19 protein-coding genes are annotated in these 17,050 nt (G+C 65.6%); 12 read left to right on the forward strand and 7 right to left on the reverse strand.

Features of this window, described 5'->3' with window-relative positions:
- Positions 1-5: 5 nt before the first annotated feature.
- Positions 6-1,256 (reverse strand): cyclopropane fatty acid synthase, encoded by a 1,251-nt coding sequence (locus tag LPJ38_RS22360; protein ID WP_167520429.1) that lies wholly within the window; start codon positions 1,254-1,256, stop codon positions 6-8.
- A 275-nt stretch (positions 1,257-1,531) separates the two neighbouring features.
- Between LPJ38_RS22360 and LPJ38_RS22365 the strand changes: the two genes are divergently transcribed.
- The 3 genes from LPJ38_RS22365 to LPJ38_RS22375 all read left to right on the forward strand — a co-directional run bounded on the left by LPJ38_RS22365 (position 1,532) and on the right by LPJ38_RS22375 (position 3,603).
- Positions 1,532-2,425, forward strand: coding sequence for a hypothetical protein (locus LPJ38_RS22365; protein WP_167520428.1), 894 nt, complete (start codon positions 1,532-1,534; stop codon positions 2,423-2,425).
- A gap of 108 nt (positions 2,426-2,533) precedes the next feature.
- Positions 2,534-3,130, forward strand: coding sequence for a TetR/AcrR family transcriptional regulator (locus LPJ38_RS22370; protein WP_145632397.1), 597 nt, complete (start codon positions 2,534-2,536; stop codon positions 3,128-3,130).
- A gap of 11 nt (positions 3,131-3,141) precedes the next feature.
- Positions 3,142-3,603 (forward strand): PaaI family thioesterase, encoded by a 462-nt coding sequence (locus tag LPJ38_RS22375; RefSeq protein ID WP_145632394.1) that lies wholly within the window; start codon positions 3,142-3,144, stop codon positions 3,601-3,603.
- A 122-nt stretch (positions 3,604-3,725) separates the two neighbouring features.
- Here LPJ38_RS22375 and rplI read toward each other — a convergent pair whose 3' ends face one another.
- The 4 genes from rplI to rpsF form a co-directional block, all read right to left on the reverse strand.
- The gene (rplI, locus tag LPJ38_RS22380; protein WP_008551835.1) at positions 3,726-4,325 is read right to left on the reverse strand and encodes a 50S ribosomal protein L9; all 600 of its coding nucleotides are present in this window, start codon (positions 4,323-4,325) and stop codon (positions 3,726-3,728) included.
- 48 nt (positions 4,326-4,373) lie between these two features.
- The gene (locus LPJ38_RS22385; protein ID WP_145632391.1) at positions 4,374-5,348 is read right to left on the reverse strand and encodes a DUF2232 domain-containing protein; all 975 of its coding nucleotides are present in this window, start codon (positions 5,346-5,348) and stop codon (positions 4,374-4,376) included.
- A 131-nt stretch (positions 5,349-5,479) separates the two neighbouring features.
- A complete protein-coding gene (gene rpsR, locus LPJ38_RS22390) occupies positions 5,480-5,719 on the reverse strand; it encodes a 30S ribosomal protein S18 (protein WP_007592020.1) in 240 nt (79 codons plus the stop codon).
- Between the two features lie 5 nt (positions 5,720-5,724).
- Entirely contained in the window at positions 5,725-6,192 is a 468-nt protein-coding gene (gene rpsF / locus LPJ38_RS22395) for a 30S ribosomal protein S6 (protein WP_145632388.1), read from the reverse strand.
- A gap of 312 nt (positions 6,193-6,504) precedes the next feature.
- Between rpsF and LPJ38_RS22400 the strand changes: the two genes are divergently transcribed.
- The 9 genes from LPJ38_RS22400 to gmk all read left to right on the forward strand — a co-directional run bounded on the left by LPJ38_RS22400 (position 6,505) and on the right by gmk (position 15,224).
- Positions 6,505-7,212, forward strand: coding sequence for a TetR/AcrR family transcriptional regulator C-terminal domain-containing protein (locus LPJ38_RS22400; protein WP_145632385.1), 708 nt, complete (start codon positions 6,505-6,507; stop codon positions 7,210-7,212).
- Positions 7,213-7,215: 3 nt separating this feature from the next.
- Positions 7,216-8,241 (forward strand): fatty acid desaturase family protein, encoded by a 1,026-nt coding sequence (locus tag LPJ38_RS22405; RefSeq protein ID WP_145632382.1) that lies wholly within the window; start codon positions 7,216-7,218, stop codon positions 8,239-8,241.
- A 170-nt stretch (positions 8,242-8,411) separates the two neighbouring features.
- Positions 8,412-9,371: an ACP S-malonyltransferase gene (fabD, locus tag LPJ38_RS22410; RefSeq protein WP_145632379.1), complete on the forward strand. Its 960-nt coding sequence runs from the start codon at positions 8,412-8,414 to the stop codon at positions 9,369-9,371.
- Positions 9,372-9,382: 11 nt separating this feature from the next.
- Positions 9,383-10,120: a 3-oxoacyl-[acyl-carrier-protein] reductase gene (fabG, locus tag LPJ38_RS22415; protein ID WP_145632376.1), complete on the forward strand. Its 738-nt coding sequence runs from the start codon at positions 9,383-9,385 to the stop codon at positions 10,118-10,120.
- 313 nt (positions 10,121-10,433) lie between these two features.
- The gene (locus LPJ38_RS22420) at positions 10,434-10,673 is read left to right on the forward strand and encodes an acyl carrier protein (RefSeq protein WP_008551805.1); all 240 of its coding nucleotides are present in this window, start codon (positions 10,434-10,436) and stop codon (positions 10,671-10,673) included.
- Between the two features lie 107 nt (positions 10,674-10,780).
- Positions 10,781-12,046, forward strand: coding sequence for a beta-ketoacyl-ACP synthase II (gene fabF / locus LPJ38_RS22425; RefSeq protein ID WP_145632374.1), 1,266 nt, complete (start codon positions 10,781-10,783; stop codon positions 12,044-12,046).
- Between the two features lie 125 nt (positions 12,047-12,171).
- On the forward strand, positions 12,172-13,461 hold the full coding sequence (mltG, locus tag LPJ38_RS22430; protein WP_145632371.1) for an endolytic transglycosylase MltG: 1,290 nt from the start codon (positions 12,172-12,174) through the stop codon (positions 13,459-13,461).
- Between the two features lie 212 nt (positions 13,462-13,673).
- On the forward strand, positions 13,674-14,561 hold the full coding sequence (locus LPJ38_RS22435) for a YicC/YloC family endoribonuclease (RefSeq protein ID WP_145632368.1): 888 nt from the start codon (positions 13,674-13,676) through the stop codon (positions 14,559-14,561).
- Positions 14,562-14,564: 3 nt separating this feature from the next.
- Positions 14,565-15,224: a guanylate kinase gene (gene gmk / locus LPJ38_RS22440; protein WP_145632365.1), complete on the forward strand. Its 660-nt coding sequence runs from the start codon at positions 14,565-14,567 to the stop codon at positions 15,222-15,224.
- Here the strand turns inward: gmk and LPJ38_RS22445 are convergent.
- Positions 15,157-16,386, reverse strand: a complete 1,230-nt coding sequence (locus LPJ38_RS22445; protein ID WP_167520427.1) for a hypothetical protein — start codon at positions 16,384-16,386, stop codon at positions 15,157-15,159. The genes gmk and LPJ38_RS22445 overlap by 68 nt on opposite strands.
- Before the next feature lie 152 nt (positions 16,387-16,538).
- Positions 16,539-17,027 (reverse strand): hypothetical protein, encoded by a 489-nt coding sequence (locus LPJ38_RS22450; protein ID WP_145632358.1) that lies wholly within the window; start codon positions 17,025-17,027, stop codon positions 16,539-16,541.
- Between the last annotated feature and the right edge of the window lie 23 nt (positions 17,028-17,050).

Raw genomic sequence — 17,050 nt, forward strand, 5'->3', positions numbered from 1 at the left:
AGGATCTATTCACCTGCCAGCTTCAGCCTGGGCTTGGCACCGCCTTCAACGGCCCGCAGCCGGCCTTCCTCGCGCCCGATGTAGTCGCGCGTTATGGGCACCACGCCCTGACGCCTTGTGAGCTGGATCTGGAAGTTCATCATGTGCTGCTTGCGGAACGTCATCTCGCAGGCCGCGAGATAAAATTCCCACATCAGGGCGAAGCGCTCGTCATAGAGCTGCACGGCCTCCTCGCGCCGCGCCATGAAGCGCTCCCGCCAGGCCTTCAGCGTCTCGGCGTAGTGCAGGCGCAGGATCTCGATGTCGCAGACCAGGAGGCCAGCGCGCTCGATCGCCGGCAGCACCTCCGACAAAGCGGGGATGTAGCCGCCGGGGAAGATGTATTTGGCGATCCAGGGATTGGTGGAGTCCGGTCCCTGCGAACGGCCGATCGAATGCAGCAGCATGACACCGTCCTTGCTCAGAAGCTCGGCACAGCGTTGGAAATAGGTGTCGTAGAAGCGGGCGCCGACATGCTCGAACATGCCGACCGAGACGATGCGATCAAACGGGCCAGCGATGTCGCGATAGTCCTGGAGCAGGAATCTGGCGGAGCCCGTCAGGCGCTTTTCGGCGGCGCGCGCATTGGCAATCTGCAATTGCTCGGTCGAGAGTGTGATGCCGGTGACGTCGGCGCCGGCGATCTCGGCGAGATAGAGCCCGAGCCCGCCCCAGCCGGAGCCGATGTCGAGCACGCGCTGGCCGCTCTTGATGAGCAGCTTGGCGGCGATGTGCCGCTTCTTGGCAAGCTGCGCATCGTCGAGCGTCGTTTCCGGCGTCTCGAAATAGGCGCAGCTATATTGCTTGTCGGCATCGAGGAAGAGCGAATAGAGGCGGGCGTCGAGATCATAATGGTGCGCCACGTTGCTGCGGGAGCGCGAGCGCGGATTGAACTGCTTCAGATGCCGCGTCAGATAGCGCAGGTGCCACCAGGGTTTGGCCCACTGCGGCAATAGGTCGGGTTGATCGAGCAGGATCGCGAGGGCATCAGCTATCGTGCCGCGCTCGACGACGAACTCGCCGTCCATATAGGCCTCGCCAAGCCCGAGTTCGGGATTGATGAGGACCTTCCGTTCCGCGTCGGCGGTGACAAAGCGCACCGCAATGGGCTCGCCCGATCCGTCGCCAACGGTGAACTTCACCCCGCTTGCGCCGGTCACCGTCAGCGATCCGCGGCGGACGAATTGAGACAGGAATTTACGCAACAAACGGTCCATCGCCACCTACCTCTCGAGCGAACCCGAAGAGATGCGACTAACCCGGCTTTCACATCTGACGCCCAGGTCCCGGTCCGGTTCCTATGCGTTTGCATTCAATCTAAGGCGCAGACTGCGACCCCACTATTGCGCTGTGTTCACAGCCGATATTCCAAAATCGCTTAGTCACATCCTCGCGCGCGGGAAGCCTTCCATTCGCGGCTCAATCCGTTAAAAGGTGGCCGCCGCCGCGCCGCCTGCCGGCTGCATTCACGGAATTCATGGAGATGATGGGAATGTCGAGCCGAGCGCTCAGCCTCGCGACGGTATTGCTTCTGATCGGCTTCGGCGCAGCCGACACCGTTCTTGCGCAGGCGACGAACCTCGAGGCCGGCAAGACCCCGTCCCAGCTTTTCGCCCAGACTTGCAATGTCTGCCACAAGAGCCCGCGCGGCTTGTTGAAGTCGGTGGCGCCGGGCTCGCTGCCGGGCTTCCTGCGTCAGCACTACACCACGAGCTCGGACATGGCGGGCGTGCTCGCCTCCTACCTCGTCTCCAATGGTGCGACCGATACCCGCTACCAGGCCAAGGACGGCAAGAAGGACGCCAACACCGCTCCAGGCCAGTCGCCTGAACATCAGGGCCGTCGTCAGCGTGCGCAGGACGCCGGCAGGCCGGAAGCCGAAGGCGCAGCTCCAGCTGCAGAGGGCACACGTCAGAAGCGTAGCGCGCGACCGGCCGAGGAAGGCGTGCGGTCCGGGGGCGAGGCAGCGCCCGAGGGACGCAAGGCCAAGCGCCGCGCCAAGCCCGAGGATGCACCGAAGGTCGATGCCGGCCCGCCGGCCAACGACAAGCCGAAGGCCGAGTCGAAGCCTGATAGCGCAAAGTCTGAGCCCGAGGCCAAGCCTGACAGCGCGAAGGCCGAGCCGCGCGGCAGCGAAGCGCCGGCGCCGCGCCCAGATCCGACCCCGCAGGTCACGCCTGCTGCACCAGCTGCCGTCAAACCGGCCGAACCAACCACACCGAAGCCGGCGGAAGAGGCTGCGCCCAAGCCGGCCGCGCCTGCCGCGAGCCCCGAACCGGCACCTGCGGTCAGACCGCAGGAATCGTCGCCGCCTCCGACCGCCGCAGCCCCGCGCGCAGCGCCAGCGGACTCCTCCGGACCGCCGGCGCCCCCGATCTCGCGGTAACCAACTCGCGCCCGTCCGATCGTGGCGGAGGCCCGCTTCATCGCGGCCGCCGCGTCGTCTTGACCAGGACTAGAGCAGTACTCTAGAGTGTTGCTCCAGGAGGCTTCGATGACGGCGAGCGTGCGTGACGACCTGTTGGCGGCGGGGCTGGTCGTGTTCGACCGCGTCGGCTTCGAGGCCGCAACGGTGGCGGCGATCCGCGCCCGGGCGCGCGCCTCCAATGGCAGTTTCTTTCATGCTTTCGGCTCGAAGAAGGAGCTCGCCGGCGCGCTCTTCCTGGAAGTGCTCCGGCACTATCACGCAGCGGTATTGGCAGCGCTCGATCCCGTGCCCGATGTGGAGCAGGGCATCGGCCGCCTGATCCGCGCGCATCTCGATTGGGTCGTCACCAGCCGGCGCGAGGCGCGCTATCTCTTCGAGATCTCGCGCAGCGAATGGGGCGAGGACGTGCGCGAGGCCCAGCGCGTGCAGAACGCGCGTCTCGCCGAAGGTATCGAGCGCTGGCGCGGGCCGCTGGTTGCGATCGGCGAACTCCTGCCGATGACGCCAGTGATGTTCGTCAGCCAGCTGATCGGTCCGGCGCAGATCTTCTGCCGCGCTTATCTGTCGGGTCGCGACCGCACCGATCCGCGCCTCGAGGCCGACACGCTGATCGCCTGCGCCATCCGGGCACTGCGGCCACCCGATCGCATCAACAAGCAATGAGGAGGGATTGCATGCGAGCCGAAGCTGATCCGGAGTTCGCGCCGATTGCGGAGCGCATCCACGCCAATGTCGGCCTGCAGGGTTTCATGAACCTGGTCGGTGCCGAGCTGTCTGAATTGGCGCGGGGCACCTGCACCCTCGTCGTTGAGCGTCGGCCGGAGCTGCTTCAGCAGCACGGCTTTTTCCATGGCGGCGTCACCGCCTTCCTGGTCGACAACGCCACGACGATCGCGGCCGCCACCTCGCGCGGCCAGCCGGCGCTGACTGCGGAATACAAGCTCAATTTGTTGTCGCCTGCGGTCGGCGAAAAGCTGATCTGTCGGGCAAAGGTGATCAAGCCGGGCCGGCAGGTCGCGGTGGTCGCGGCCGATGTGTTCTGCGTCAGCGACGGCGTCGAGAAACATACGGCTACCGCACTGGCCTCGATCGCGATCCTGAGCGAGGACGTCAAAACGAAAAGCCCGGCTGCGTGAAGCAGCCGGGCTGATTGGCACTCTGTAGTCATTGCCGGGCTTGACCCGGCAATCCATCTTCTTGCGCAGAGTCTGGATGGATGCGCGGGTCGAGCCCGCGCATGACGAGTTGAGCTTGTGGCTTACTTCTCTTCCTCAGCCGGCGCCGGCGCGACGTCGTCGTGCTGGGCTTCCGGATCGAAGAACTCGCCGGCGGCGGCGATCGCCTCGGCGGCTGCGTCGCGGTCCTCGTTGCGGGTGGAGATGTCCTCGCCGCGGTTGATGCGCTCGGCCTCGTCCTGGCTGCGCGCGACCGTGACGGTGATCTCGACCTCGACCTCGGGGTGGACGGCAACGGTGATCGAGTGCTTGCCGATGGTCTTGATCGGTGCGTCGAGCTGGATCTGCGGGCGAGCCAACGAGACGCCGTCGGCTTCGAACGCGATGACGATGTCACGCACGTTGACCGAGCCGAACAGCTGGCCGGCCTCCGAAGCCTGACGGATCACGATGATGTTCTTGCCCTCGATCTTCTCGGCGACCTTGGATGCTTCTGCCTTGGACGCAAGGTTGCGTGCCTCGAGATCGGCCTTCATGCCGTCATACTTGGCGCGGTTGTCGGCGGTGGCGCGCAGCGCCTTGCCGCGCTTGAGCAGGAAGTTGCGCGCATAGCCGTCGCGAACCTTCACGACTTCGCCCATCTGGCCGAGCTTGTTGACGCGTTCCAGCAAAATGACTTCCATATTCGTTCTCCTTTGAAGTGGTCTTGAGTTGCAGTTTTCGAGTTGGACTTAAGGGGTCGGCAGCGGCGGCGGCTGCCGGCTGCGCAGAAAGCGCTCGCGGAAGCCGAACACGGCATCCGCAAGACCGAGAATCACCACCGCGATCAAGGGCCAGCCGAACACGACGACGACGACGTAAAATGAGCCGAGCCAGAACGTGCGGCTCTTGAGCGCCAGCGTCAGCGTGTGCAGCACGGCGAAACCGGTCATCGCATAGCCCATCATCAGCGCGGCCGCGACGATCTGCGCGGCGATCGCGAGCAGGCCGCTTGTAAAGGAGAAGGCGAGAGCGATGCAGAGCGCGACCAGCGTCATCGGCGGCAGCTCCGCCGTCCTGATGTCCGGCCATGGACGGCGCAGCCGGCCCGATGTCGCGGTCACTTTGGCACTGAGCCAGAGGTTGAGCGTCAGCGTCAGCATCGCGATGAGGGTCGCGGTCGCCGGTGCGATGCGCACCAGCACGTCGACGAACCGGCCAGCTTCGCTAGAGGTTTGCGGGTCGGTGGCGCGCAGAAGGCGCATCAGTCCCCGCCGGAGCGAACCGGTGATGGTCTCTGCGTCGGTGCCGAGCGTGAGCAGGGCCGCCATCGTGGTCAGCGCGGCGAAGCCCGCGATCCAGAGCAGGATGCGGCCAACCGGATACCATTCGATCACGGGCTCGGCCTGCGGCGCGGTGATGTCAGGCGCGAGGCTCCCCACCTGCCGACCGAGCAGGACGAGATGACCGAGCCACCAGGCCGGCAAGGCGACCGTGACGGCGAAGGCGATGCAGTAGGGCAGGCCGAACAGGGCACCGAGACCGATCGCGGCGGCAATGCCGCCGAGGCTCGCGCAAAGCGGTCCCCAGCCGATCGAGGCGACCATCAGCGGCAGGGGTGCCAGATAGAACAGGACGAGCGAGATCAGCGCGCCCGAGATGATCGAGGCGAACATCAGGGCCGACGCGGCGCCGGCGATCAAGGCTATCAGCACAAAGGCCATCATCAGCTGTCCCGCTCCCTTCGAGCGGTTAGAGGCATTTCGCCCCAACCATCGGCGACCGGACGACCCGGAAGCCTTATGAGTTCAGATCAAGTGACGACCGGCGGCGCTTGCGGCCGCCGGCCGAATTCGTCTCAGCGAATGACGTAGGGCAGAAGGCCCAGGAAGCGCGCGCGCTTGATGGCACGGGCGAGCTCACGCTGCTTCTTCGCGGACACAGCGGTGATGCGGCTCGGCACGATCTTGCCGCGCTCGGAGACGTAACGCATCAGCAGCTTGGAGTCCTTGTAGTCGATCTTCGGAGCATTGGCGCCCGTGAACGGGCAGCTCTTGCGACGACGGAAAAACGGGCGGCGTGCACCAGCTTCAGCCATTGGTCTTACTCCCCATCCGTGGTTTCAGCTTCATCGCGCGGACGGCGCGGACCGCGATCACCGCGGAAACCGCCCTCGCGGTCGCCACGGAAGCCGCCTTCACGCTCGCCGCGGAAGCCGCCGCCGCGATCGTCACGCTCGCGATCACGGTCGGCCTTGCGCATCATCGCGGACGGACCTTCCTCGAGTTCCTCGACGCGGACGCTGAGATAGCGGATCACGTCTTCGCTGATGCGCTCCTGGCGCTCGATCTCGGCGATCGCCGTGGACGGCGCCTCGATGTTGAGCAGCACGAAGTGCGCCTTGCGGTTCTTGTTCATGCGGTAGGTGAGGGAGCGAACGCCCCAATTCTCGGTCTTGGTGATCTTGCCGCCGAGACCTTCGACGATACCGGTCATCTGCGCAGTCAGCTCTTCGACCTGCTGCGGGCTCGCGTCCTGACGCGCGAGAAAAACATGCTCGTAAAGAGGCATGGACGTCCTTTCCTCATGTTGGCGCATCGCCCGGCGTCAAACCCTTAAGAGGCCTTCGGAAAGGACTCTGGGATCAAGCTCAGAAGGCGGAAACACGGGACGACGGGCCGACTGGCCCTGCCACACCAAAATCACGAATGATTTGCTGAGACCGTCCGTTCAGCTCCCGGCCGGGGTCTGCGGATGCGCGCCTTATACGGATTTTGGCCGGCTTTGCAAGGTTGGCAGCCAAGTTTCGGCGGGGACGCGAGCGAGATCGACCCCTTGATTTATTTGTTTGTATGGCATACAAATAAATCCGCGGGAGGAGCAATGGCCGACAATTCTGCCCCAGTGCCGTTCGAAGCGGGCGCCGGCGACCCCAAGCACGCGGCGCGTGCCACGCGCTCGGCAGGCCGCAAGATGCGCTCGCTGTTGCTGGATGCGGCGAGCCCGCTATTCCGGGAGCGGGGACTTTCGGGCGCCTCGATCACCGACATCGCCGCCGCGGCGAACGCTTTCCCGAGCCAGATCACCTATTACTTCCGCACCAAGGAGGCGTTGTTCGTGGAATGCGCCTGCCGCGAGCTCCTGTATCTCGCGCGTGCGACCGAGCAGGCAGCGCTGACCGCGCGCACGCCGCGGGAATACACCCACGCGCTGGCCGAGACGGTCACGGTGGGCGATTCGGTCGCCTTCTTCGCTGAAGCTTTGACGCTGACGCGACGGCGCCAGGATCTCGCGCCGTTGGTCGAGCGCACCATTGAGCGCCTGCACAGCGAAGGCGCGCGCGCCTATGCGAGCCAGGTCGAGCGGCACGGCTGGCGTTCCCTGCGTGCGCCGGACGAAAGCTCGCGGCGGTTCTGGGCCGTCGCCATCGGTGTCATCCTCGAAGGCTACGCCATGGGCCGATCGCCGGAGGAGCTCTGCGCCGAGATGCTGCGTGTGCTCGGCGAGCAGGCGAAATCCACGGGCGAAGCCGCGCGACTGCGTCTCGTCGAGGAGCACGGCACGTCAACCACATCGGATGGGGAGGGTTAGGCCATGACCGCGCTTCGCATGCGTGCCCGCGATTTCCTGACGGACGATCAACTGGCCGACGTGCGGCAGCGCGTGACCTGGAAAGGCATTGCGCTGATCGCGCATGCCTGGGCACTGATCGCAGGCGCGATCGCACTGGTGGCGTGGTGGCCCAATCCGATCACCTATATTGTCGCCGTCGCCATCATCGGCTCGCGCCAGCTCGGGCTCGCTATCCTCATGCATGACGGTGCCCATGGCTGCCTGTCCGCCGACGAGAAAACCAATCTGACGCTGAGCCAGTGGTTCTGCGCCTATCCGCTGTTTGCGGAGACGCGCAGCTACCGGCGCTACCACTTGCAGCATCACGCGCGCACGCAGCAGGAGGACGATCCCGATCTCGTGCTGTCGGCGCCGTTTCCGATCACCGGGCTGAGCTACCGCCGCAAGTTCATCCGCGACATCACCGGGCAGACTGGCTACCAGCAGCGCAAGGCGCAATTGCTCAACGCGCTCGGGCCGAAGGACTGGCCATGGCGGCAGCGGGCGGCGCATTTCTGGGAGAAGCTCGGCCCGCAATGCGTGGTCAATGCGATCATGTTTGCGGCGCTCGCTGCGGCCGGCGTGTGGTGGGCTTATCCGCTGCTCTGGCTGGTGCCGCTGCTGACCTGGATGATGGTCATCACCCGTGTCCGCAACATCGCCGAGCATGCCGTCGTCCCCGACAGCAATGACCCCCTGCGCAACACCCGCACCACGCATGCCAATTTCCTCGAGCGGCTGTTCATCGCGCCGTATTACGTGAACTATCATCTCGAGCATCACCTGTTGTTCTACGTGCCCTGCTACAACCTGCCGAAGGTGCATCGCCTGCTCAGCGCCAGCCGGCACGCGGGCCGCATGGAGGTGCAGCCGGGCTACGCTGCAGTGCTGCGGCTCGCGACGGCAAAGCCGAACCAGGACGATCGGCCCGGGCCATTGGTCAACAGCGCGCGCCGCGCGCGGGCGGGGGCAGAGATCGACGCCAACCAGACGGCCGGCGGATTCTAGGGACCCTCATCCCGGTTGAATGCCTGTGGGTTTCCATCCCTGGCTTGACAGTCCGACCCCGGACAGTGTCTACGGCCCCCTTTGGAGCGTGATCCGGAACCTTGGCCCGCGGCCGCGCGTAATCGGCTGCCGGTTCTCAGGAGGATCATGCCCGACAAGAGGGAGCGCCGATGACGGCAGCATTCACATTTCCGGGGCAGGGATCCCAGGCGGTCGGCATGGGGAAGGCTTTGGCCGACGCCTTTCCGGTCGCGCGCGCCGTATTCGATGAGGTCGATGCCGCCCTCGGTGAGAAGCTGACGGCAACCATCTGGGATGGCCCGGCCGAAACCCTCCAGCTCACCGAAAATGCCCAGCCGGCGCTGATGGCGGTGTCTATCGCTACCCTGCGCGTGCTGGAGGCCGAGGCTGATTTTTCCGTCGGGCGGGACGCGGCCTTCGTGGCCGGGCACTCCCTCGGTGAATATTCGGCGCTGGCGGCGGCCGGCAGCCTGACGATTTCGGACACCGCGCGGTTGCTTCGCACTCGCGGTCTCGCAATGCAGAAAGCCGTGCCGGTCGGGGCCGGCGCAATGGCCGCGCTGCTCGGCCTCGACTATGAGGCCGCCATGGCGGTCGCGGGCGAGGCGGCGCAGGGGCAGGTCTGCCAGGCTGCCAACGACAATGGCGGCGGACAGGTGGTGGTCTCCGGCGACAAGGCCGCGGTCGATCGCGCCGTCGAGATCGCCAAGGGCAAGGGCGCCAAGCGCGCGATGCTGCTGCCGGTGTCTGCACCGTTCCATTGCAAGCTGATGCAGCCTGCAGCCGACGCCATGGCGGAGGCACTCGCGAAGGTCACGATCAAGCCGCCGGCGGCGCCGCTGGTCTCCAACGTGCTGGCGAGCGCCATCACCGATCCCGACGAGATCCGCCGCCGTCTGGTCGAGCAGGTCACCGGCACGGTCCGCTGGCGCGAGTCGGTTGCCTATATGGCGGGGCAGGGCGTCACCCGGTTCTTCGAGATCGGCGCCGGCAAGGTGCTCACGGGCCTCGTCAAGCGCATCGCGGACGGAGCCGTCGGCGTCGCGGTCGGTGGTCCCAACGACATTGCCGCCGCCAAGGATGCATTGGCCGCTGCCAAGCAGGGCTAAAGGAGTTATTGATGTTCGATCTGACTGGCAAAAAGGCGCTCGTCACCGGCGCGACCGGCGGCATCGGAGGCGCGATCGCGCTGGCGCTGCACGCGCAGGGCGCGACCGTCGCGCTCTCCGGAACGCGCAAGGAGGTGTTGGATGAGCTTGCCGGCAAGCTTGGCGAGCGCACCTTCGTGCTGCCTTGTAATCTTTCCAAGGCCGACGAGGTCGAGGCGCTGGTGCCCGCAGCGGAAGCTGCCATGGGCCAGGTCGACATCCTCATCGCCAATGCCGGCATCACCCGGGACAATCTCTTCGTGCAGCTGCGCGACGAGGACTGGGAGGAGGTCATCAACGTCAATCTGACCGCGACCTTCCGCCTGGCGCGTGCCGCGACCAAATTGATGATGCGCAAGCGCTTCGGCCGCATCATCGCCATCACCTCGGTGGTCGGCGTCACCGGCAATCCCGGGCAGGGCAACTACACCGCGTCCAAGGCCGGCCTGATCGGCATGATCAAGACGTTGGGCGCCGAATACGCCAAGCGCGGCGTCACCGCCAATTGCATTGCGCCCGGCTTCATCAAGACGCCGATGACGGATGCGCTCAACGACAAGCAGCGCGAAACGATTCTGACCAAGGTTCCGGCCGCCCGGCTGGGGACGCCCGAGGACATTGCGGCGGCCGCGGTCTACCTGAGTTCGAACGAAGCGGCTTACGTCACCGGACAGACCATCCACGTCAACGGCGGCATGGCCATGATCTGACGCTTCATTCCGCGCCGCCCAATGGAGCTGGTGCCGGATGTGGCAAACGGCCGTTTTCGGTGTGAAATGAGGCTTGTAGTCAAGGCAATTGAAGTGTGATAACCGGACCTTCAACGGATGGGCAAAGAACGCCATTGCAGGTTTTTGAAACCCTGTATATTGGCGATGCGGAGCCTTGGCCGTCGTTCGCCGGGCCTTGCATCGGTTAGGATGGGGCCAAATCAAAGTTCGTAAGCGAAGGCAGTCAAACGACCACGACGGCTCGTATCGTCCCGGGGGGTCGGGTCTACAGGGAACAACACGAGGTTAAGCAATGAGTGACATTGGCGAGCGGGTTAAGAAGATCGTGGTCGAACACCTTGGTGTTGAACCCGAGAAGGTTGTCGACAACGCGAGCTTCATCGACGACCTCGGCGCCGACAGTCTGGACACCGTCGAACTGGTGATGGCGTTCGAAGAGGAATTCGGTTGCGAGATTCCGGACGACGCCGCGGAAACGATTCTCACCGTCGGCGACGCCACGAAGTTTCTCGAGAAGAACGCGAAGAGCTAAGGCTCTTCATTTCGCGGGGACAACATTGAAACCGGACGGGCCGCTTCCCAGCGGTCAGCCGGTTTCTTGTTATTGGCCGTGAATCTTTCGATACGGAGTTTTCGGATATGAGGCGGGTCGTCGTCACGGGTCTTGGCATGGTGTCGCCACTCGGCTGTGGCGTCGAGCCGACCTGGAAACGCATCCTCAACGGCGAAAGCGGTGCGCGTCCGATCGAGAGCTTCGATGTCTCCGATCTGCAGACCAAATACGCCTGCACCGTCGTGCGCGGCGACGGTACCAACGGCACTTTCAATCCCGATATCTGGATGGAGCCGAAGGACCAGCGCAAGGTCGACGACTTCATCATCTTCGGCATGGCTGCCGCCGGCCAGGCGCTCGATGATGCCAACTGGCATCCCGAGACCGAGGAAGAGAAGTGCGCGACCGGCACCATGATCGGGTCCGGCATCGGCGGCCTCAACGGCATCGCCGACACCGCGATCCTGCTCAAGGAGCGCGGGCCGCGCCGGGTGTCGCCGTTCTTCATTCCGGGCCGCCTGATCAATCTCGCCTCCGGCTATGTCTCGATCGCGCATGGGCTGAAGGGGCCGAACCATTCGGTTGTCACGGCCTGCTCGACCGGCGCGCATGCGGTCGGCGATGCCGCCCGCCTGATCGCGCTCGGCGATGCCGACGTCATGGTGGCCGGCGGAGCTGAGTCGCCGATCAGCCGCATCGGCATTGCCGGCTTCAATGCTGCGCGCGCGCTGTCGACCGGCTTCAATGAGACGCCCGAGAAAGCCTCGCGTCCCTACGACAAGGACCGCGACGGCTTCGTGATGGGTGAGGGCGCCGGCGTCCTGGTGCTCGAGGAGCTCGAGCACGCCAGGCGCCGCGGCGCGAAGATCTACGCCGAGGTGATCGGCTACGGCCTTTCCGGCGATGCCTATCACATCACGTCGCCGTCGCCTGATGGCGATGGCGGCTTCCGCAGCATGTCGGCGGCGCTCAAGCGTGCCGGCCTCACGGCTGCCGACCTCGACTACATCAACGCGCACGGCACCTCGACACCGCTCGGCGACGAGATCGAACTCGGTGCGGTCGAGCGCCTGCTCGGCAATGCCGCTTCCAAGGTCGCGATGTCCTCGACCAAGTCGTCGACCGGTCATCTCCTCGGCGCGGCCGGTGCGATCGAAGCGATCTTCGCCATTCTCGCGATTCGCGATAATGTCGTGCCGCCGACCATCAACCTCGACAATCCGTCGGTCGAGACCGCGATCGATCTCGTGCCGCACACCGCGAAGAAGCGTGAGGTCAACGTCGCCTTGTCGAACTCTTTCGGTTTTGGCGGCACCAATGCGTCGGTGATCGTCCGGCGTCTGACCAGTTAGTTTGTATTTGAGACGAATCCACCGTTTTGCCGTATTCGGCGATAGTCATAGAAGTGGGCGCGTGCATTTGGCTCGGCAAGTGATTGTCAGGCCGCGATTGAACCGGCAGGATTCAGGTTGCTTCGATGAGTGAAAGGCCGCCCATTTCGCCCCGGAGTCCGCGGGCAGCGCTGGAGCCCGAGCAGGTCCCGCCGCCGCCGAAGCGATCGGACCGTGCGCGCAATCCGTTCGTGGTGGTCGGCAATGCCATCATCACGCTGCTGCTGATCGCCATGCTCGGCGCCGGCGGCGTCTATTATTACGGCCGGCAGGTGCTGGAAGCGCCCGGCCCGCTGAAGGAAGACAAGATCGTCAACATCCCGCAGCGCGCGGGCAAACGCGACATCGCCGAGACCCTGAACAGGGAAGGCGTCACCGACATCAATCCCTGGGTGTTCATCGCCAGCGTCGCCGCGTTGAAGGCGAGCTCGGATCTCAAGCCCGGCGAATATTCGTTCCAGAAGAACGCATCCTTGCGCGACGTCATCGCCACCATTGTCGAGGGCAAGGTGGTGCAGCATTCCGTCACGGTTCCCGAGGGCCTGACCTCCGAGCAGATCGTGGCACGGCTGTCCGACAACGACATCTTCACCGGCAGCGTGCGTGAGCTGCCGCGCGAGGGCACGCTGCTGCCGGAGACCTACAAGTTCCCGCGCGGCACCACGCGCGAGCAGGTGATCCAGCGCATGCAGCAGACGCACAAGCGCGTGCTGGCCGAGATCTGGGAGCGCCGCAACCAGGACATTCCGGTGAAGTCGCCGGAGCAGCTGGTCACGCTCGCCTCCATCGTCGAGAAGGAGACCGGCAGGGCGGACGAGCGCAGCCGCGTCGCCGCCGTATTCGTCAACCGCCTGAAGCAGAGGATCAAGCTGCAGTCCGATCCGACCATCATCTACGGGCTCGTCGGCGGCAAGGGCACGCTGGGCCGTCCGATCAAGCGCAGCGAGATCACGCAGCCCTCGCCCTACAACACCTATGTCATCGAGGGTCTGCCGCCGGGTCCGATCGCCAACCCCGGCCGCGCCTCGCTTGAGGCCGCCGCCAATCCGGCCCGCACCCGCGACCTGTTCTTCGTCGCCGACGGCACGGGCGGCCACGCCTTCACCGAAACCTACGACGCGCACCAGAAAAACGTCGCCAAGCTCCGCGCGATGGAGAAGCAGATCCAGAACGATACGGTCGAGCCGGCCGAGGACGCGCAGCCCCCGGCCGCCGCGACGCCTGCGACCGGCGATACGCCGACAGCGACCACGCCGGCGCGGCCCAATCAGCAGAAGAAGCAACCCTCACGGCCTGCCAATCCTGCTGCTCCCGCCAATCCCGCGCCGGCGCGGCAGGGCGCGGTGCAGTCCTCGCCGCCGGTGGTGCAGCGCTAACGCATGATCCGGGAAGTGCGCAGCGGTTTTCCGGAAAGATCACGCGTAAACAACAACCTAAAGCGCGATGACAATTCATCCAGCTCCCATCGCGCTTTAGACTGACGCAGACCTGCCCACGGCATTGCGGATTCCACTTTCCGGCAAAATAGTCTTAAGATTCGCGTGGCTTGATGCCTCGCGAATCCCGTGTTCCTGGAGAATTTCAATCGATGGCGCTGTCGTCCATGACCGGCTTTGCCCGAAGCCACGGCGCGAGCGGGCCGTATACGTTCGAATGGGAATTGAAGTCGGTCAACGCCAAGGGGTTTGACCTTCGGGTGCGGCTGCCCCAGGGGTTCGACGAGGTCGAGGCCCACGCCAAGAAGCGCGCCGGCGAGCTGTTGTCGCGCGGCACCGTCTACGCCAATCTCAACGTCAAGCGTGCCAACGCGGCCGCCACGGTCCGCGTCAACGAGGACGTGCTCAACGCCGTCCTGAAGGCGGCCGCGTTGATCTCCGGCAGGGTCGACGCCGTGGCGCCGAGCATCGACGGCCTGCTCGCCATCAAGGGCGTGGTCGAGGTCGCCGAGCCCGAGGGCGACGAGGAGGAGGACAAGGCCGCGCGTGCCGCCGTCGCCGAGGCCTTCGACAAGGCGCTCGCAGATCTCGTCGAGATGCGCAAGCGCGAGGGGACTTCGCTCGGGCAGATCCTGACCCAGCGCGTCGATGAGATCGAGCTGTTGGCGAAGAAGGCGGAAGGCTCGCCCGGCCGCAAGCCGGAGGCGATCAAGGCCAAGCTCGCCGAACAGATCGCGGCGCTGCTCGACACGTCCGATCGTTTCGATGCCGACCGCCTGATGCAGGAGGCGATCCTGATCGCGACCAGGGCCGACATCCGCGAGGAGCTCGACCGCATCGCTTCGCACGTCGCGCAGGCGCGCGAGCTGATCGGCAAGGGTGGCCCGATCGGCCGCAAGCTCGACTTCCTGGCGCAGGAGTTTCACCGCGAGGTCAACACCTGCTGCTCGAAGTCGAACGACATCGAGCTCACCAATACGGGCCTCGCCATGAAGAACGTGGTCGAGCAGTTCCGCGAGCAGGTCCAGAATCTGGAGTGATCGATGACGACGGGCGGCCACGGAACTGACGGTGTCGAGCGGCGCGGCTTGATGTTCGTGCTGTCGTCGCCTTCGGGCGCGGGCAAGACGACGCTGTCGCGTCTCTTGATCGAGCGGATGCCAGGCCTGAAAATGTCGGTCTCCGCGACGACGCGCGCGATGCGGCCGGGTGAGGTCAACGGCAAGGACTACACGTTCGTCGACAAGACGACGTTTGATGCGATGGTGAAAGCCGACGAGCTCCTGGAATGGGCGACGGTGTTCGACAACAGCTACGGTACACCGCGTGGTCCCGTCGATGCGGCGCTGTCGGCGGGGCAGGATGTGCTGTTCGATATCGACTGGCAGGGCACTCAGCAACTGAAACAGAAGGCGCGCGCCGACGTCGTCAGCGTCTTCATCCTGCCGCCCTCGGCGGCCGATCTCGAGAAGCGCCTGCACTCGCGCGCGCAGGATTCCGACGAGGTGATCCGCAAGCGGATGAGCCGCGCCAGCGACGAGATGAGCCACTGGGCCGAGTACGATTACATCGTGATCAACCACGACGTCGACGAAGCCTTCGCCGAAGTGCAGTCGATCCTGAAGGCCGAGCGCCTCAAGCGCGAGCGGCGGATCGGCCTCGTAGGCTTCGTTCGAAGTTTGCAAGCTCAGCTTCAAGGTTAGGCCGCGACAGGCGCGGGCCTTCCTTCGCCATCTGCTCCAGCATCGTCGTGATGACGTCGACGTCGACCGCATCCTGGTCGCGAGCCGCCGCGCGATCGCGATCCTCGCCGCTCTCGTTGGCGAGCTTGGGCGCGGCAGCCTCGATCTGGAATTTTCGGTCGAACATCCTGATCGCGACCTCGTCGCGTTTGGTCTCGGCGGGCTCGGCAGCCAGTACTGCTTCACGCCGTTTGCGCGCGTCGATCAGCTCGATCTCGCGGCCGATCGCGGCAAGCTTGGTCACTTGCTTTGCCGGTTGCGGACGTGCGGCATCGAAGTCGACGGGCTGCGGCGGCTGCGCGTCGGCCGCCATCGCACCGAGCCATGGCGCCCGGTTTGCTTCCTGGTCGTGCGCCTCCCAATCGTCCCAATAGCCGTGGCGATCGGCGGACTGGACGCGGACGCGCGCGCCGGCGAAGCGGTAGATGAGGCTGGCGAGCACGCCAGCGAGTGCCAGCGCGCCACCGATCACGAGCAGCAGCATCGGGAGCGAGCCGTGCGGCCTGTCGGCACTGCCGTCCGCCGCAGCGAGGGCGACCGGAGCAGGGGATTTTGCGGGCTTTGCGCCTGGCTGGGCGGCTGCCGCGACCACGGCAGGGGCCGGCTGCGGCGAGGGGGCCGCTTCCGCCGGCTGCGGTGCAGGCGAAGTGGCCGCGGCGGTGGCGTCGGGCCAGGGCGTGGCGACGGCAGGCTGCTGCGCGGTCTCGTTGATGGGGGCGGGCGTCTGTTGTTGCGCGAGCGGCGGCGCACTCGCTGCCGCCGGCGCCGCTCCGCTACGCGGCGCGACGAGTTCGGCGCGCGCGTTCTTCACGGATTGTGGTGAGGCTGAATCCGTTTCTTGTGCGGCTTGCGCGTCGGGCGTTGCCTGCGCGGTCTGTGCGGCTTTGCTGCCTGCGGCGCGCAGATACCAGCACTTCTGCTTGGTCGAGCGCTCGAGGCGATAGTACCAGTGCTGCCCCTGCGGCGCGACGCCCTTCGGCGAGGCAAGGCAGTCGGCGGCCGCGTTGGCGGTGCTCGATGTGGCCGGCGCGGTTGGCGCGTTCTGCGACACGGCGGCCAGGGGCGCGCCGGCGATGATGCTGCCGACGAGCACGGATACGAATTTTGCGGTGCGGTTGCCCATCCTGGTCTCCCGGTTACGCATGACGCAACTGTTTACCGGCCCTTTGTCATCAAAGACTTGGGTGGCAATGAGCCGCAAATCCGGAGAGGATGTGGCTTGAATCGGGCCTGCGCGGCGTTCGTTCCGCCGCGATATCAGGCGTTTTTCTGGCGCTATTGCTTGGCCGAGGTCCAGGTTCCGCCGCAGCCGTCGGAGCGGCGCCACGTTCCGGAACCGCTGCGGCCCGAGAGCCGGCCTGTGCTGGTGAAGGTCACGCCTTGGCCCTGGCCGAACGTGCTGACCGAACCGCTCGAGCTGACGGTTCCGCGAACGCCTTCGCCGATTATCTTGCCCGAGGTCACGACGACCGCGCCGCTCGTGCTGCCGCCGCAGCCTACGCTCACGACGGCCCAGGCACCGTCAAAACCACCGCCGCCACCTGCGCCGCCGCTTCGCCGCGGCGACGAGCGTTCCTCTGCCGCCGGCTTGCTTCGACGCGTGGACGGGGCAGGCTCGGCCGCGCGATCCGAACGCGAGCCGGAGAGCGACTTCTCGTCGTTGCCGATCGAGCCGCCGGCGCTGCCGGACTGGGCGACCGCGGACGATGTGGCGACGGTGAGAAGAGAGGCGACGGCAATCAAACGGGTGACGGCATCGGGCATGAGCAATCCAGCAATGAAAAATA

Origin of the sequence: Bradyrhizobium daqingense (assembly GCF_021044685.1) — a bacterium.
Taxonomy (GTDB): domain Bacteria; phylum Pseudomonadota; class Alphaproteobacteria; order Rhizobiales; family Xanthobacteraceae; genus Bradyrhizobium; species Bradyrhizobium daqingense.

What these genes read in the sequence shown, in the direction of transcription:
- fabG (WP_145632376.1), top strand. Translation starts at nt 9,383, where the DNA reads ATGTTCGATCTGACTGGCAAAAAGGCGCTCGTCACCGGCGCGACCGGC.
- LPJ38_RS22365 (WP_167520428.1), top strand. Translation starts at nt 1,532, where the DNA reads ATGTCGAGCCGAGCGCTCAGCCTCGCGACGGTATTGCTTCTGATCGGC.
- gmk (WP_145632365.1), top strand. Translation starts at nt 14,565, where the DNA reads ATGACGACGGGCGGCCACGGAACTGACGGTGTCGAGCGGCGCGGCTTG.
- rplI (WP_008551835.1), bottom strand. Translation starts at nt 4,325, where the DNA reads ATGGAAGTCATTTTGCTGGAACGCGTCAACAAGCTCGGCCAGATGGGC.
- LPJ38_RS22360 (WP_167520429.1), bottom strand. Translation starts at nt 1,256, where the DNA reads ATGGACCGTTTGTTGCGTAAATTCCTGTCTCAATTCGTCCGCCGCGGA.
- LPJ38_RS22420 (WP_008551805.1), top strand. Translation starts at nt 10,434, where the DNA reads ATGAGTGACATTGGCGAGCGGGTTAAGAAGATCGTGGTCGAACACCTT.
- mltG (WP_145632371.1), top strand. Translation starts at nt 12,172, where the DNA reads ATGAGTGAAAGGCCGCCCATTTCGCCCCGGAGTCCGCGGGCAGCGCTG.
- LPJ38_RS22435 (WP_145632368.1), top strand. Translation starts at nt 13,674, where the DNA reads ATGGCGCTGTCGTCCATGACCGGCTTTGCCCGAAGCCACGGCGCGAGC.
- fabF (WP_145632374.1), top strand. Translation starts at nt 10,781, where the DNA reads ATGAGGCGGGTCGTCGTCACGGGTCTTGGCATGGTGTCGCCACTCGGC.
- LPJ38_RS22370 (WP_145632397.1), top strand. Translation starts at nt 2,534, where the DNA reads ATGACGGCGAGCGTGCGTGACGACCTGTTGGCGGCGGGGCTGGTCGTG.
- LPJ38_RS22450 (WP_145632358.1), bottom strand. Translation starts at nt 17,027, where the DNA reads ATGCCCGATGCCGTCACCCGTTTGATTGCCGTCGCCTCTCTTCTCACC.
- LPJ38_RS22385 (WP_145632391.1), bottom strand. Translation starts at nt 5,348, where the DNA reads ATGATGGCCTTTGTGCTGATAGCCTTGATCGCCGGCGCCGCGTCGGCC.
- rpsF (WP_145632388.1), bottom strand. Translation starts at nt 6,192, where the DNA reads ATGCCTCTTTACGAGCATGTTTTTCTCGCGCGTCAGGACGCGAGCCCG.
- LPJ38_RS22375 (WP_145632394.1), top strand. Translation starts at nt 3,142, where the DNA reads ATGCGAGCCGAAGCTGATCCGGAGTTCGCGCCGATTGCGGAGCGCATC.
- LPJ38_RS22445 (WP_167520427.1), bottom strand. Translation starts at nt 16,386, where the DNA reads ATGGGCAACCGCACCGCAAAATTCGTATCCGTGCTCGTCGGCAGCATC.
- LPJ38_RS22400 (WP_145632385.1), top strand. Translation starts at nt 6,505, where the DNA reads ATGGCCGACAATTCTGCCCCAGTGCCGTTCGAAGCGGGCGCCGGCGAC.
- LPJ38_RS22405 (WP_145632382.1), top strand. Translation starts at nt 7,216, where the DNA reads ATGACCGCGCTTCGCATGCGTGCCCGCGATTTCCTGACGGACGATCAA.
- fabD (WP_145632379.1), top strand. Translation starts at nt 8,412, where the DNA reads ATGACGGCAGCATTCACATTTCCGGGGCAGGGATCCCAGGCGGTCGGC.
- rpsR (WP_007592020.1), bottom strand. Translation starts at nt 5,719, where the DNA reads ATGGCTGAAGCTGGTGCACGCCGCCCGTTTTTCCGTCGTCGCAAGAGC.